12 protein-coding genes are annotated in these 13891 nt (G+C 72.8%); 5 read left to right on the forward strand and 7 right to left on the reverse strand.

What is annotated here, in order from left to right:
• Positions 1-363: 363 nt before the first annotated feature.
• A complete protein-coding gene (locus tag AHOG_RS19470) occupies positions 364-1995 on the reverse strand; it encodes an alkaline phosphatase D family protein (RefSeq protein ID WP_093942621.1) in 1632 nt (543 codons plus the stop codon).
• A gap of 150 nt (positions 1996-2145) precedes the next feature.
• Between AHOG_RS19470 and AHOG_RS19475 the strand changes: the two genes are divergently transcribed.
• Positions 2146-3123 carry a TIGR03557 family F420-dependent LLM class oxidoreductase gene (locus AHOG_RS19475; RefSeq protein WP_093944624.1) on the forward strand — a complete coding sequence of 326 codons (978 nt, stop codon included), beginning with the start codon at positions 2146-2148 and terminating at the stop codon, positions 3121-3123.
• A 58-nt stretch (positions 3124-3181) separates the two neighbouring features.
• Positions 3182-3583, forward strand: coding sequence for a PPOX class F420-dependent oxidoreductase (locus tag AHOG_RS19480; RefSeq protein WP_093944625.1), 402 nt, complete (start codon positions 3182-3184; stop codon positions 3581-3583).
• An 84-nt stretch (positions 3584-3667) separates the two neighbouring features.
• Here the strand turns inward: AHOG_RS19480 and AHOG_RS19485 are convergent, their stop codons facing one another.
• The 3 genes from AHOG_RS19485 to AHOG_RS19495 all read right to left on the reverse strand — a co-directional run bounded on the left by AHOG_RS19485 (position 3668) and on the right by AHOG_RS19495 (position 5654).
• Positions 3668-4495: a Rossmann-fold NAD(P)-binding domain-containing protein gene (locus AHOG_RS19485; protein WP_093942622.1), complete on the reverse strand. Its 828-nt coding sequence runs from the start codon at positions 4493-4495 to the stop codon at positions 3668-3670.
• A gap of 98 nt (positions 4496-4593) precedes the next feature.
• Entirely contained in the window at positions 4594-5118 is a 525-nt protein-coding gene (locus AHOG_RS19490; protein ID WP_093942623.1) for an AbrB family transcriptional regulator, read from the reverse strand.
• Complete coding sequence (locus AHOG_RS19495; protein WP_093942624.1) at positions 5115-5654, reverse strand: AbrB family transcriptional regulator; 540 nt, start codon at positions 5652-5654, stop codon at positions 5115-5117. The genes AHOG_RS19490 and AHOG_RS19495 overlap by 4 nt, the downstream gene beginning before the upstream one ends.
• Before the next feature lie 273 nt (positions 5655-5927).
• Between AHOG_RS19495 and AHOG_RS19500 the strand changes: the two genes are divergently transcribed.
• Together AHOG_RS19500 and AHOG_RS19505 are read left to right on the forward strand one after the other, a co-directional pair.
• Positions 5928-6371 (forward strand): hypothetical protein, encoded by a 444-nt coding sequence (locus AHOG_RS19500; protein WP_245856333.1) that lies wholly within the window; start codon positions 5928-5930, stop codon positions 6369-6371.
• A gap of 541 nt (positions 6372-6912) precedes the next feature.
• Complete coding sequence (locus AHOG_RS19505; protein ID WP_093942625.1) at positions 6913-7869, forward strand: hypothetical protein; 957 nt, start codon at positions 6913-6915, stop codon at positions 7867-7869.
• A gap of 400 nt (positions 7870-8269) precedes the next feature.
• Here the strand turns inward: AHOG_RS19505 and AHOG_RS19510 are convergent, their stop codons facing one another.
• Positions 8270-8872, reverse strand: coding sequence for a TetR/AcrR family transcriptional regulator (locus AHOG_RS19510; RefSeq protein WP_093942626.1), 603 nt, complete (start codon positions 8870-8872; stop codon positions 8270-8272).
• Between the two features lie 156 nt (positions 8873-9028).
• Positions 9029-10492, reverse strand: coding sequence for a hypothetical protein (locus AHOG_RS19515; protein WP_093942627.1), 1464 nt, complete (start codon positions 10490-10492; stop codon positions 9029-9031).
• 838 nt (positions 10493-11330) lie between these two features.
• On the opposite strand from AHOG_RS19515, the gene AHOG_RS19525 reads away from it, so the two are divergent.
• Complete coding sequence (locus AHOG_RS19525) at positions 11331-12725, forward strand: cytochrome P450 (protein ID WP_093942629.1); 1395 nt, start codon at positions 11331-11333, stop codon at positions 12723-12725.
• Positions 12726-13139: 414 nt separating this feature from the next.
• On the opposite strand, the gene AHOG_RS19530 is transcribed toward AHOG_RS19525, so the two are convergent.
• Complete coding sequence (locus tag AHOG_RS19530; RefSeq protein WP_093944627.1) at positions 13140-13472, reverse strand: plasmid stabilization protein; 333 nt, start codon at positions 13470-13472, stop codon at positions 13140-13142.
• Between the last annotated feature and the right edge of the window lie 419 nt (positions 13473-13891).

Here is a 13891-nt window from a genome sequence, read left to right on the forward strand (position 1 = left end):
CGCGCGTGCCCGTCGTCCGCCGGAGGCCGGAGTCCGCCACGCGGGCGGGGATTCGCGGCAAAGCCGCTGCACGAGGAGCCCACGCGGGGGACCGCCGTGCGTGGGGCGACTCCGCTCACGGGCTCGCCGTCGGGCCACCGAGGGGGTCGGGCGCGGTGGGCACGGCGAGCACCGAGACTCCGCGCCGGCCGACCACACCGCGGTCCGGAGCCTGGAGCCGGTCGCCTCGCGGCGCGGGCCCGCCGTCGTGCCGCCCGGGACGCCGTGCGACGACGGCGGCCCCGTGCGGTCGATCGCCTTCGGACGGGAGCAGCCGAGAGTCCTGCCCGGGCGGCGGGGCCCGGCGACCCGCCACCGGCGGAATCAGCCCGGCGCCAACACCTGCCGTGTCATCGGCCGCAGCGCCGGTCGTCCCTCGGTCGTCACGGCCTGCTCGAAACGCACCTCGGCGTGTCGACCTCGGATGGTGATGGTGGCGACCTCGTTGCCGAAGTAGGGCCCGGCGACCCGATCCCAGCTCAGCGGCGGGTCGGCGACGCCCGCGCGGCGGGCGGCGAGCCTGGTCAGGCGCGCGAGCACGGGCCACCAGCCCATCCGGAAGGCCCAGCGCAGCTTCCTCGGGGCCGCGTTGTGCAGAGGTGAGCAGGTCAGCTGATAGACGGGCGCGTCGGGTGCGTCCGGATACCGCGCCCTGGCGACATAGCTGTGGTGGACGTCGCCGGAGAGCACCGAGGCCGTCGCCGCGCCGCCGCGCACCGAGCGCGCCAGCAGAGCGGCGAGCCGGTCGAAGGACTCGCGGAACGCCGCCCAGTGCTCCAGGTCCAGGCCCTGTCTGATCCGCTCTCCTCGCGCGCCGCGTCGGCCGGGCCGGGCGGCGGCCACCTCGTTGTGCGACTCGAGGTCGCTGATCGCGGGCGGCAGCAGCCAGGGCAGGGTGCTGGCGAGGAGCAGGTGCTCGATGCGGCCCGGCGCGTCGACGGCGTTGCGCTCGATCCAGTCGAACTCCTCGTCGCCGACCATCTTGCGCACCCCCGCGGCGACGACGCGGCCCGCTCGGTTGTCGATCACCATCAGGCGCACCGGCCCGTAGTCACGCCGGTAGCTCCAGCGGTAGGCGGTGCCGCCGTCGGCCTCGGAGTCCGCCCATTCGGCGAAGTCCTCCAGCAGTTCCAGGGCGTCGCCGTCCCGGCCGGAACGCAGGACTCGCGCGTAGACCTCGTCGTTCTCGAGGTCGACGGGCCGAAGATTGCCGAGGTGCTGGTAGATCCAGTAGGAGGCCAGCCCGCCGCGAATTCGGCGCCGCCACCACGACGTGGCGGCCATCTCCCGGCGCCAGGCCTGCGAGGTGTTCCAGTCGTCGCGGACGTCGTGGTCGTCGAAGATCATCGCCGTCGGGACCGTGGAGAGCAGCCAGCGCAGCAGTTCCTCCGACCATGCCTCGTGGTACAGGTGCGTGTACTCCTCGAAGTCCGCCACCTCCGGTCCCGGCGCCACGCTCAGGTCGCGACGCGCCGCCAGCCACTCCCGCGTCGCCGGACTCGTCTCGTCGGCATAGACCTGATCACCCAACAGCAGCAGCGCGTCCGGCCAGTCCTCCTCGTCCCGCATCGCCATCCGACGTGCGTACGCGGCCAGGGCATGCGGTCCGAGCGTGTCGGGGCGACCCTCGGGGTCGACGCGAGGATGCTGGCAGGAGCCGAAGACGAGGGTGAAGTGCTCCGGGTGCCGAGCGAGGGTGCGGATGCGGCTCGGCGGCAGCGTGGAGTCCGGCGGTGGCCAGACCTGCTTCCCGTCCAGGCGCACCTCGTACGGCGTCGACGTGTCCGATGGAAGGTCCCGCAGCACCACCAGGGCGTAGTGATGTCCGCCCACCGCGAAGGTCGGCGTCGTGGTCCCCAGCACCTCGACGTCGCACGCCGTGTCGGTCTCCACCCACACCGTCGCGGAGTCGGCGTCCGTGTAGCGCAGGATCGGTCCCAGCAGTAAGCCCGTCACCCGGACTGCCTAGCCGAGGATGCCGTCACCCACAAGGGTCATGCTCAGAGTGCGACGCTCCGCACCAGGCGTGCGGCCTCCGGCCAGTGTCCGGCGGCGGGGACCGCCCGAGGTGCGGCGGACACCGCACCGTGTGATCGTCGCAAGATGATCTCCTTCGGTTACACTCTGTTCACCGAGCAGGCCCCGCCCCGCCAGCTGGTCTCCGATGCCGTCGCGGCCGAGGCCGCGGGATTCGACTTCGCGGTCTCCAGCGATCACTACTTTCCCTGGCTGGACTCCCAGGGTCATGCCTCGTACTGCTGGAGCGTGCTCGGCGCCGTAGCCCAGGCGACGAGCCGCCTGGAACTGATGACGTACGTGACCTGCCCGATCATCCGTTACCACCCGGCGGTGGTCGCGCAGAAGGCCGCCACCGTCCAGCTGTTGTCCGAGGGCCGGTTCACCCTCGGCGTCGGCGCGGGCGAGAACCTCAACGAACACATCGTGGCGCGCGGCTGGCCGCCGGTGAACGTCCGGCACGACATGCTGGAGGAGGCACTGCACATCATCGGCAGGCTCTTCGACGGCGGGTACGTCACGCACCGTGGCGAACACTTCCACGTGGACTCGGCGAAGGTCTGGGATCTCCCGGAGCAGCGCGTGCCGATCGCCGTCGCGGTGTCCGGCCCACAGTCGATCCGGCGGTTCGCCACGCTCAGCGACCACCTCGTCGCCACCGAACCGAAGTCGGAGCTCGTGCGGAACTGGGACGAGGCCCGGTCCGGCACGATGGTGCACAGCCGCAAGATCGGCCAGCAGCCGATGTGCTTCGACGCCGACCGCGACGCGGCTGTCGCGCGGGCGCACGACCAGATGCGGTGGTTCGCGGGCGGCTGGAAGGTCAACTCCGAACTTCCCTCCACCGCGGCGTTCGCCGCGGCCAGCCAGTTCGCCCGCCCGGCCGACGTGGCGGAGGCGATCCCCTGCGGCGACGACGTCGGCGCCTTCGTCGAGTCGGTCCGCCCGTTCGCCGAGGCCGGCTTCACCGACATCGCGCTCGTGCAGATCGGCGGAGGCCATCAGGAGCCGTTCTTCCCGTTCGCCAGGGATCGTCTGTTGCCCGCGCTACGCGCGGAGTTCGGATGAGGGCGCCGTTCCCGCCGTCGCGTTGCGGAGCGGACCGACCAGGACGAGGATGACGATCATGGCTGCCGAACCTCTTCCCCCGCATGTCATCGCCCTGCTCCAGGGCGCGAATCCCGCCGTGATGGCCACGCTCCGCTCGGACGGCACGCCCGTCTCGGTCGCCACCTGGTATCTGTTCGAGAACGACCGCATCCTGGTCAACCTCGACGCGAAGCGCACGCGGCTGTCGCATCTGCGTCGGGACCCGCGTGTCTCGCTCACCGTGATCGAGGACGGGAACTGGTACAAGCACGTCAGCATCCAGGGGCGGGCGACCTCGATCGAGGACGATCCGGAGCTCACCGACATCGACAGACTGTCCACCCTGTACACGGGCCGTCCCTATCCGGAGCGCACCCGGCCGCGCGTCAGCGTCTGGATCGACATCGACCGCTGGCACGCATGGAACGTCGAATCCTGATCCAGGACGCCTGATTCGAAGCGTCCGGCGGGCGGACGACTGGGCGGATGGCGGCGAGACCGCGATCCGCCCAGGCCGGCCGTCTCAGGCGAGCAGCGGGCGGACGGCGGCGGCCAGCTCGGTCCCCGGCCCGCCGAGCAGGGCCCGCAGGTGCGGAGACACGGCGCCGAAGACGCCGTTCTCGCCGAATCTGATCATGCCGAGCAGGGCGCCCGCCGCAGGCTCCGGCATCCCGGTGGAGACCAGGGTCCGCAGCAGCTCGGCGTCGGGCGCCACGGTGCGCCGGACGGGCCGATCGGCCGCCGTCGCCACCGCCGCCGCGAGTTCGGTGAGGTCGAACGCGCGATCGCCGGTGACGTCCAGCATCGGACCCGCGAACTCGCCGGTGAGCGCCGCGACGGCCGCGGCGGCGACATCCGGACGGGACGCCGCGGCGAACCGGGCGGCACCCTCCGGAGCGGGCAGCTCCCCCGTCTCGGCGGCGTGTCGGATCAGCGGCCGGAAGACCTCCAGGGTCAGCCCCAGTCGGAGCACGGTGTGCTCGACGTCGAGGGAGCGAAGGTGTTCCTCCGTCCGGGCGTGGAAGACCATCGGCGAGAGGTGCGCCGCGGCGATGCTGAGGTAGACCACGCGTGACGCCCCCGCCGCGACGGCACGGTCGATCACCCCCGTCAGCAGGGCGGCTCCACCGTCCGGCGCCTCGGCGCCGTTCGGGTTCGGGGCGATGAGCAGGCCGTCGGCCCCGTCGAGCACCCCGTCCTCGACCAGTGTCTTCTCGAACTCGGCGACGGAGGGCGTCCCGCCCGCCGTCGGCACGCCGAGGGGCACGGCGCGGTGGGCGATCCCCGCCGCGCGCAGCCGGGCGACCACGGCGACACCGGACAGCTGGTCCGCACCGACGACGACGATCATGACGAGGTTCCCCCGATTCGATGGGCGGGCGGGCAGGACGAGGAGGCCCACCGTAGTCGGCACCCGGCCCCGCGAGGACCGATTCGACGCGGACCGGGTCACGAACCCGTGCCGGGTCCGGTCTCCTCGCCGCCCGTTCCGCGGTCCAACCAGCGGATGAGCAGCGGCAGGACGGTCAACAGCACCACCAGACGGATGAGGTGCATGCCCGCGACCACGGCGCTGTCCCCACCGAGACTCGCCGTCGCCGCCACGAGTTCGCCGACACCGCCGGGAACCATGCCGAACACCGCGACGGTCTCGTCGACGTCGCCCCAGTGCGACAGCAGCACGCCCAGCCCGACGCCGACGCCGAGGATCGTCAGCACGGCCAGCAGCCCGGGCACCAGCAGGCTGCGCAGGACCCGGACGAGCGAGGGCCCCAGCGCCGAGCCGACCACGGTGCCGACGACCACCTGAGCGCCGATCTCCAGGGCTCGCGGAAGGTTCTCCGGCATACCGGTGAGGGCGTGGAACGTGCCCGCGCCCGCGATCGCCCCGATCAGCGGCCAGAGGGGGACGCGCCCCAGCTTGGCGAGCAGCGCGCCGAGCAACGCGGCGGCCACGAGCCCGAGGACCGTCATGCGGGGGACCCCGAGAACCAGATCAGCAGCGGCATCACGACCAGCACGACGGCCGCGATGCGGGCCAGGTGGACGGCGACGACCACCTCGGTACGGGCGCCGACCTCCGCTGCCACGGCCGCCATCTCGCTGAAGCCGCCCGGCGAGCAGGCCAGCAGACCGGTGCGCAGGTCGAAGCCGAAGCGTCGACGCAGCAGCAGCGCGAGTCCGACGTCGACCGCCAGCAGCACCAGCACACCGAAGAGCACCGGCAGCGCCAGCGTCGCCAGGGTGGCCAGACTGCCCCCGTCGAGCCGGGCGCCGGCCACACACCCGAGCAGGAGCAGGCCCACCCGACTGAGCCAGCGGGCCGGGCGATGCCCGGACCAGCGGATGTTCACCAGGGCACTGCCCGCGACGGCGCCGAAGATCCCGCCCGCGGGCACGTGGAGCAGCAGGGCGACGGCCGCACCGAGCGATCCGCCGAGCAGCAGCCGCAGCGTCGGCAGCAGGCGGCGCACCGCCCCGGCGCCCCGCGCCCCGTCGTCGGCAGTCATCGAGCGCGGCTCCTCCGTCGGTGGCGGCCCGCCTGTTCCGGGGTTCGGCCAGGTCCGAGCAGGGTGAGACTTTCACGTGTCGTGGGTCGAGTGTGTGCGTTCGTGGCCGACGCGACAGCGGCGGATCGCCGGGCGCCCTCGGTGGCACCGCCTGCCCGTCGGCCACGACTCCCAGTGTGTGAGAGCAGCCGCGCGGGCGCGATCGCACCGGCGAGGCGCCGGCAGACGCGCGGCGGGTTCGAGCGGCGGACGGGCGGTACCGACACTGCTACGTTGAGTACGGAGACGATCAACCGTGAGCAGCGGTCGATGTTCGGGAGGAGCCTGACGATGATGGACTCGGTTCTGGTGGCGATCGCCTCGGCGGTGGCGCGGCAGGCCGCGGGCCTCCTGGCCTCGGGAGCACGCAGCGCCGCGGCCGCGCTCGTGAAGACCGTCCGGGAGCGGTTCGCCGACGATCCGGCGGCGACCGCGGCGTTGACGGCGGCCGCCGAGGACCCGCAGGACGAGCAGCTCGTCGAGCGACTCGCCGAGGCGATCGATCGCGCCGCGAACGAGGACCCGGCCTTCGCGCATCGGGTGCGGACGCTGTGGGAGTCGGCCCGCACCGAGGGCACGGCGACCGACGGCGGCGTCGTGAACCAGGTCTCCGGCCACGTGCACGGCAACGTCGTGCAGGCACGCGACATCCAGGGCGGCATCACCTTCGGCGGCTGAGCCGCGAGAAGGCCACAGCGGTCGAACCGCGAGAAGGCCACAGCGGTCGAACCGCGAAAAGACCCCAGCGGTCGAACCGCGGAAAGGCCCCAGCGGTCGAACCGCGAAAAGACCCCAGCGGTCGAACCGCGGAAAGGCCCCAGCGGTCGAACCGCGAAAAGACCCCAGCGGTCGAACCGCGAGAAGACTTTCAGTGGTCGAACGGCGCGGGCTCGATCACCGGGCCACGCGAAGGGTCCAGCCGTCAGGGCGCGGCGGTCGAACGGCGCACCCCGTGCGGGCCTGCCCGGCGATCCCACCGCGCGATGACGCCCGAGGTTCGACGCACAAGTCTCGACGCCCCGAGGTTCGACGTCCGAGGTTCGACGCCCATAGGGCTCCGGTCGGTCAGGGCCCCTCGCCGCATCGCGGCCGGGCCCCGGGTTCCTCGGACGGAGGTCGACCCCGGCGGCCGGACCGCCGGGACGCGGTGCGCGGCGGCGGAGCCGGGCGCGCGAGACTCGTACGGCCGCCGAACACCGTCGACGGCCATACTGTCGGGATGAGCGCCGTGCCGCCGCCGTCCGAGGAGTCGCTGCTGGGGCATGTCTTCCTGGTGCCGCACCGGGACGACGAGCGCACCCAGCATGCCGCGACGCGGACGGTGCTGGCGGCCCTGGGCGTGGGCTCCCCCGCCCCCACCGTCGTGGCGGCCTACACGGCGTTGCTCCGGCCGTACTACCACTCGCTGTGGTGCCCCCGGGCGATCCTCACCGCGCTGGACCGGAACTCCGAGCAGCGGCCCTACCCCGTGGGGGTGGGCGCCGCCGCCGAGCGACTGGCCGAACAGCACCGTCGGGACCGCTATGGAGACGGCGGCACCGCGCGCGGCGGCAGACGGGACGCCGACGGCGGTCTCACCCCGATGGAACGGGTCGTCCGCTCTCGATTGAGCGCCTGGAATCGGTCCCGGCCGCCGATGGAGGGTTTCCGTTCCCTCGAGGAGTTGAGCGAGGCGCTGCATCGACGGGCCCGCAGCGAGCATCAGTCGGTGGGGCCGGTCGCCGCCCCCGGCACGCGGGCCAGGGCGACCTCACGCTTCCGCCGACCGACGCGGGCCGACGCGGTGCGTCGGGTTCGCGAATCGCAGGACAAGATCCGGAAGGCCCTCGACAGTCTCGGTCCGGCCCGTCTTCCGTCGCCACCCGCCGTCTCGGCGCCGGAGGCACGCCGTCGGGCCTGGGAGGCGACTCAGGAGAGCCGCACCAGCTACTACCTTGATCAGGAGGTGACCGCCGCCGAACTGCCTGCCGTCCGTGCGCTGCGTGGTCATCGCGCCAGGGCGGGCAGCGAGGAGCAGCTCGACGAGGCCGCCGCCGCCGAACTGCTCGAGGCCGCCCGCCGAGAGCTGCTCCGGCACCATCGACGACGACGGCGGTCCTCCCGCTTCCGGGCCTCGATGGACGCGATAGACCACTACCTCGATTCGATCGGCGACGCGGGCCCGCCGGACCGCTGAGCGGGCACGGTCTCGTCGGGAAAGGCTCCGGGTCGAAGCCGATCCGCGCCGCGGAGGTCACGGCCCCGCCGACGCACCTGCCGGAGGAGGCCCGGCGCCGACCCCGCGCGCCCGTCGCACATCGTCGCCCGTTCGCTCGACGTCGGCCTCGGCGCGGCACGGCGGCCTCCCGAGCGGCCCGAGTTCCCGTCCGGGAGACACCTGATCGGCCGGGTGCCGCGCTGGGGCGGTCGTCCGCCGACGTCGAACGGGGGCAGCGACTCGGTGCGTGTTCGGCACGTGCGGCGCCCCGCCCGCGCAGCGGCGACGGTCGCACCCGTCGCGAGATCCGACGACGCCCGCTCCCCGGTCGCCCGTCTCGACATCGACTCCGAGGAGGCACACACCGCCCAAGCCGCGATCAGGACTCCCGACCGACGACGGGCGGGACCCCCACGGCGGGCAGCACCGCCTCGTCGACGATGCGGGCCAGCAGCACCGCGTCCGGCGGACTGCCGCTGTCGGCGAAGTGCTTGAGCACGAGCGCCTCGCCGATGTCGGTGACCACGTCGGTGACCAACGCCGGATCGAGGTACCCGTGCTCGGCGTAGTGCATCAGCACGGTGCGGGTGAACCGCCCGCCCTTCTGGTCGAACACCCGCTCGTACAGCGCCTGAGCCAGCTCCGGATGGCGGGCCCGCTCGGCGAGGATCGACTCCACCGCCCGCGCGGTCGGGGTGGCGGTCCAGTCGACCAGGAACTCGAGTGCTCGGATCAGATCACCGCGCAGGTCGTCGAGGCCGGGCGAGACCGTCTCCTGTGGATAGCTGTCCTCCACGGCTTCGAGCAGGATCTCGGTGGGGCTCGACCAGCGTCGATGCAGCGAGGTACGGGCCGTTCCCGATCGCTGTGCGATGCCCGCCATGCTCATGCGGCCGATCCCGACCTCGGTCAGCTCCGCCAGGGCGGCGGCGCGGATGTCGGCCAGCATCTCCTCCTGGCTGCGACGGGCCCTGGCATTCATCGTCACTCCTCACCGGTCGGATACCGCTGCGCTCAACCTAGGAGGGCGTCCCGCCGCCGAGGCAGGCGGCATGACCGAGCCGCCGCCGGGACCACGCGTGACGCTCGGCCGCCGACGACCTGCCGCCCGTGGTCGGCCCGCCCGAGGTCCCGGCCGTCAGGCCAGGTCGACGACGGCCGTGGCGAACGGCCCGACGACCACCACGGTGTCGTTCGTCGCGGTGGTCACGGCCGGGCCGTCGCCCGTGCCGGTGTCCACGGCGGTGATCCGCTCGGGGCGTCCCGCGGCCTCGAGGTTCACCGTGACGGGCTCGGCCGAGCGGTTCACCAGCAGGAGGCGGCGGCCGTGCTCGGTCTGGAAGCCCTGCGCGTGCACGGGAGGCTCCGGGGCCAGCTCGCTGCCCGCGCTCGTGGTCACGAGCTTGTCGCCGGGGCCGAACTGGTCGAGCAGCAGCTGAAGGACCCGATAGCGGGCGTTGGGCTCGCCGGTCTTCCAGTCGACGAGGCTGGTGCCGGGGATCACCGTCGGGTAGCCCAGGAACTCGGCGACGCCCACCAGCTCGATGCCCATCTCGGCCATCCGCGACCACAGATAGGCGACCACGGCCCCGCCGAGCGCCCAGTACTCCTCGGGGATCTCGGGTTCGGGGGCCATCACGTCGGGCGCGAAGCTGCCGATCTCGTTGATGTGGGTCTCGGTGTGGGGACTCAACCGGCGCTTGATGGACTCCACGAGCTCGACCTTGTCCAGGAAGCCCTCGGCCTGGGCGAAGAAGGTCGCCGGCCAGGTCTCGAACGGCGCGTTGCCCTCGGTGCCGACGGCGTTGCCCAGAGCAGGCGAGGCGTAGAAGTGGTGGGAGACGGCGTCCACCGTGACGCCGGGGGCGTGGTTCGCCGGGTCGAGGAAGTGCCAGAAGTAGTCGGCGTCGCGCGTGATCGGGCTCAGTGACAGGCCGACGAAACGCATGTCGGGGTCGAGCCCGCGCAGGCGCTGCACGACGAGGTCGTACAGGCGGGTGTAGTCGGCGGGCGTCCAGGAGCGGCCCACGTCCGGCTCGCACAACACCTCCCAGAAGGCGAACCGGTAGGCGTGCTCGGAGACGTGGCGACGGCCGCGTTCGTCGGTGAAGCCGCCGTCGATGTACCACCGGGCGATGCGCTCGAAGTAGTCGGCGATCTCAGCGAGGGACTCGTCCCTCGGCGGCCCGCCCGTCTCGTAGTGCCAGATCGCGGCGTCCGGGTCGGTGCCCAGCTCCGGGGCGGAGTCCGTGAACATCCAGCTCGGGATCGCCGCCAGGTTCGCCACCACGGGCCGCCCCTCGGCGGCGTCCATGAAGTCGGCCAGTAACGGATCGAGATGGCTGAAGTCCCAGGACGTCTCGGTCTCGGTCGGCGCGTGCAGCGCGGGGACGCTGAGGTGCGGATGAGTCCAGAACGACAGGAATCGGGCGTTGTCGGCCTGCAGCTCACGCAGGGATTCGTAGGCGCGCTTGCTGACCGGCGAGCTGCGGCGCAGCAGCGGCGCGGCCCAGAGATGGGTGGTCAGCGTGGTGCGGGAGACCCGGGTGACCGCGTCCCAGTCGACGTGCACCGGGATCGGGGGCAGGGACTGCTCAGGCATGTGTCCGTCCTTGGGTTTCGTACAACTGTCCGATGTGGACGGACGCGACTATAGCTACATTCCTGTAGCTACACAAGTGTAGCTACAGATTCCGTGTCCTCCGCCCCTCGACCGCACCGGACCGCGACACCCGACGTCCCCGACGAGCCTGGGCCGCCCGACGGACCCCGCTGACCGGCCGCCCGAGTCGGGACCCGCCCGATCAGACCCGACGCCCCGGCCGGACGGCCGGCCTCGGACCGGAGCCGGTCGACAGGCCCGCCCGCCTCCTCTCGCCGACGCTCTCGACGCCTCGGGGCAGGGCACGGCGGGAAGCCGACCGACCTCGGCGAACCCGGCAGGCCTCGGTCGGTCGACGTCGACAGCACCTCGCCGGCCCCCACCAGCGTCCTGCGGCCGGAGAGCAGCTCCGATCAGGCCTCGGCATAGCCGGCAGGCCTCTCGCTGCCGGGCTCGAACCCGTCGTGCGCAGGGGCGGGTCGGACCGCGGGTCCGGCGGTCTCGAGCAGGAACGGCGTCCCCCACCGCCGACCAGGGGCTCGACGTGTTCCCGGGACGTGGCCTGATCGCCGACGCTCGCCGCGACGTGTCCGGCGGCGGGTCCGGAATCCACGCGGAACGTGTGGCGGTGACGGTCTCGGCGGCGTGGCCGGACACCCGGCGCTCGGCGATTCCGCCGTGGCGGGCGGCGGCGGGTTCGGCACCCGCGATTCCGGCGGCGGAGACGGGGTGCGAACGGGTTCCGAGTACGCGGCACGACGACGGCAGCCACCCGCCCGGCCGGAGCACGCCCGTCCACGATCGTTTCGCAGGCCCGGGGCCCGGGTAGCCGCCCGGCATGACACCCGACATCTCCCGAGCTCGCGGCGGACGCCGAGCCGACCGTCACACCCGAGACCGCCGGAACACCGGGCGGACGACCCTGGCGACCGGTGCGGACACCCTGCGGGTGCTGACCCGAGTGCTCGCACCGCTGGCGGCACGCGGCCTGATCGTCCGCAGACCGCGAGTGACGGCATGGCTGGAGCATCGCGACGCGGACCGCCGAGCGGTCGAGCTGCTACGCGGACTTCGGCGGCGGCACGGCCCGGGACCGCTGCGACTGCGCATCCCCGGTCGTTCGATCGTCGTCCTGCTGGATCGGAACGACGTCCGCCGCGTCCTCCACGCCACACCGGAGCCGTTCTCCCCCGCCACCAGGGAGAAGCGGGGCGCGCTCGCGCACTTCCAGCCCTACGGCGTCCTCATCTCGCGGGGACCGGCGCGGGCCGAACGGCGGCGCCTCGTCGAACAGGCCCTGGACACCGACGTGCCGATCCACCGGCACGGGTCGGCCGTGACGGCCAAGGCCCGCGAGGAGGCCGACCGGCTGGCCGACACCGTCCTCCGAACGGGCACGCTGACCTGGGGCGAGTTCGGTCCGGCCTGGTGGCGGCTGGTCCGCAGGGTGGTCCTGGGCGATCAGGCGAGCGAGGACCACGAGATCAGCGATCTCCTCACCACGCTCCGAGCCCGAGCGAACTGGTCCTACCTGAGTCCCCGGCAGCCGCGGGCACGGAGAAGATTCGCGCGGCTGCTGAGCGAGTATGTCGGCCGTGCCGAGCCGGGCAGCCTGGCCGCCGCCGTCGCGAACACCCCGAGCAGTCCCGACGCCATGCCGATCAGTCAGATCCCGCAATGGCTGTTCGCCTTCGAACCGGCGGGCCTGGTCACCCTGCGCGCTCTAGCCCTGCTCGCGTCCCATCCGCGGCACGCGGAGCGGGCCAGGGCCGAGGCCGAGGCCGTCGTCGACGACACGCCGCGAGAGCTGCCCTATCTCCGCGCCTGCCTGCTCGAGTCGGTCCGGCTCTGGCCGACCACTCCCGCGCTGCTGCGTGAGACGACCGAGGAGACCGACCTGCTCGGGGTCGCTCTTCCCCGCCGGACGACGGTGCTGATCGTCACCCCGTTGTTCCATCGGGACCCCGAGACGCTGCCCGGTGCCGACCGTTTCGACCCGGCGGTGTGGCTGGAGGGCCGCGCGGACGATCAGTGGTCTCTCCTGCCGTTCAGCGGCGGCCCCGGCCGCTGCCCCGGCCGTGATCTCGTCCTGCTGACCGCGAGCACCGCCCTGGCCGTCCTGTTGAACCGGACCCGCCCCCGGCTGCTCTCGACGCCGAGTCTGGACCCGCGTCGTCCGCTGCCGGGGACGGTCGATCCCTACTCCGTCCGACTGGCGATCACCCCACGCTGACGGTGGTCCACCACGCTGAGGACCGCGGCCCACGCTGACGACCTCGGCCCAACCGTCGACGAGACGGGCGGCGCCCGGACCCCGTCGGCGGCGCGGTCGTCGAGGCCGTGACACCGGTGCTCGGGCGGACCTGACACCGCGTGTGGTGCGGACCTGCTCGGATGTCGCGGCCAGACCGACCCGCCATAGACGAGCCCAGGTGGGCGTGTAGGCGTCGAGACAGCCGTTGCCGGTGGTCGCGGAGTGGGCGTTGTCCTCGGCGTCGGCGAGGCCCGCTTCGAGTTCGACGCCGACCGCGTCCGGCGCCGCCGTGCGTCCACGGCGGCGCCTCGGTGGCGGGCCTCGAAGCCCGGCACCCGGATCTCGACGTCACAGCGTCATCGCCGCGGGGGCGACGACGAGGTGTCGAGGTGGTCAGCGACCGAGGGCCCGGCTCAGCTCGGCCTTGCTCATCGTGGAGCGGCCTCGGATGCCACGTCTCCTGGCGTCGTTGTACAGCTGCGCCTTGGTGGGGCCGCCGGGTCCGAGCCGCTTCCCGGATCGCTGTCCACCGCGCTTCTGCGGCGACATGTCCGCGACGGACGTCCTGCTTCGGGTACGGGACTCGCCGGACCGGGCGCGGTTCTTGTTGACGGTCCGTGCCGCGATCTCCTCGGCACGGCCCTCCCCGGTGCCGCGTGCTCGCTGCGAGTCCTTGATGTGTCGATACTGGCGTTCCCGCTTGTCGTTCCATGACTGCTGAGGCACGGTCTCATCCCTTCGTTCGAGGACCACCCGTCCGGTGCGTGGTGCTGAGCCGTGGTTTGGACTGCTCGCCGCCCTGTCCACAGGGCCGACGACACATCGCCTCCGTGACGTTCCCGGCGTCGGCCGCGCGTCCGAGGGCGGCACGTCTCGCCGACACGCCGCAGGGTCGATGACGGCCATGGCATCCGGCAGGGCGGCGGCCACGGGCAGCCCGATGGGCTCTCCTGCCGGGCCGCACGACGACATCGCCCACTCACCTCCGTGTCCTGTCCCTTCGCGTTCCCCACCGCTCCGGCGGCGAAACGTGACGGCGAAGCCCGCGACGGTACGCCCGGGTCTGTGAACGGACACGGCATCGGGGCCGTCAGGGCGGAACGTCCTGGCGGACAAGGGGTCGGCGTCGTGCTCGGCGCCTCGCC

Source organism: Actinoalloteichus hoggarensis (assembly GCF_002234535.1).
Classification (GTDB): domain Bacteria; phylum Actinomycetota; class Actinomycetes; order Mycobacteriales; family Pseudonocardiaceae; genus Actinoalloteichus_A; species Actinoalloteichus_A hoggarensis.

Bases quoted from the DNA above. Each gene is read 5' to 3' on its own strand.
- AHOG_RS19480 (WP_093944625.1), top strand. From the start codon at position 3,182: ATGGCTGCCGAACCTCTTCCCCCGCATGTCATCGCCCTGCTCCAGGGC.
- AHOG_RS19485 (WP_093942622.1), bottom strand. From the start codon at position 4,495: ATGATCGTCGTCGTCGGTGCGGACCAGCTGTCCGGTGTCGCCGTGGTC.
- AHOG_RS19490 (WP_093942623.1), bottom strand. From the start codon at position 5,118: ATGACGGTCCTCGGGCTCGTGGCCGCCGCGTTGCTCGGCGCGCTGCTC.
- AHOG_RS19495 (WP_093942624.1), bottom strand. From the start codon at position 5,654: ATGACTGCCGACGACGGGGCGCGGGGCGCCGGGGCGGTGCGCCGCCTG.
- AHOG_RS19505 (WP_093942625.1), top strand. From the start codon at position 6,913: ATGAGCGCCGTGCCGCCGCCGTCCGAGGAGTCGCTGCTGGGGCATGTC.
- AHOG_RS19510 (WP_093942626.1), bottom strand. From the start codon at position 8,872: ATGAATGCCAGGGCCCGTCGCAGCCAGGAGGAGATGCTGGCCGACATC.
- AHOG_RS19515 (WP_093942627.1), bottom strand. From the start codon at position 10,492: ATGCCTGAGCAGTCCCTGCCCCCGATCCCGGTGCACGTCGACTGGGAC.
- AHOG_RS19525 (WP_093942629.1), top strand. From the start codon at position 11,331: ATGACACCCGACATCTCCCGAGCTCGCGGCGGACGCCGAGCCGACCGT.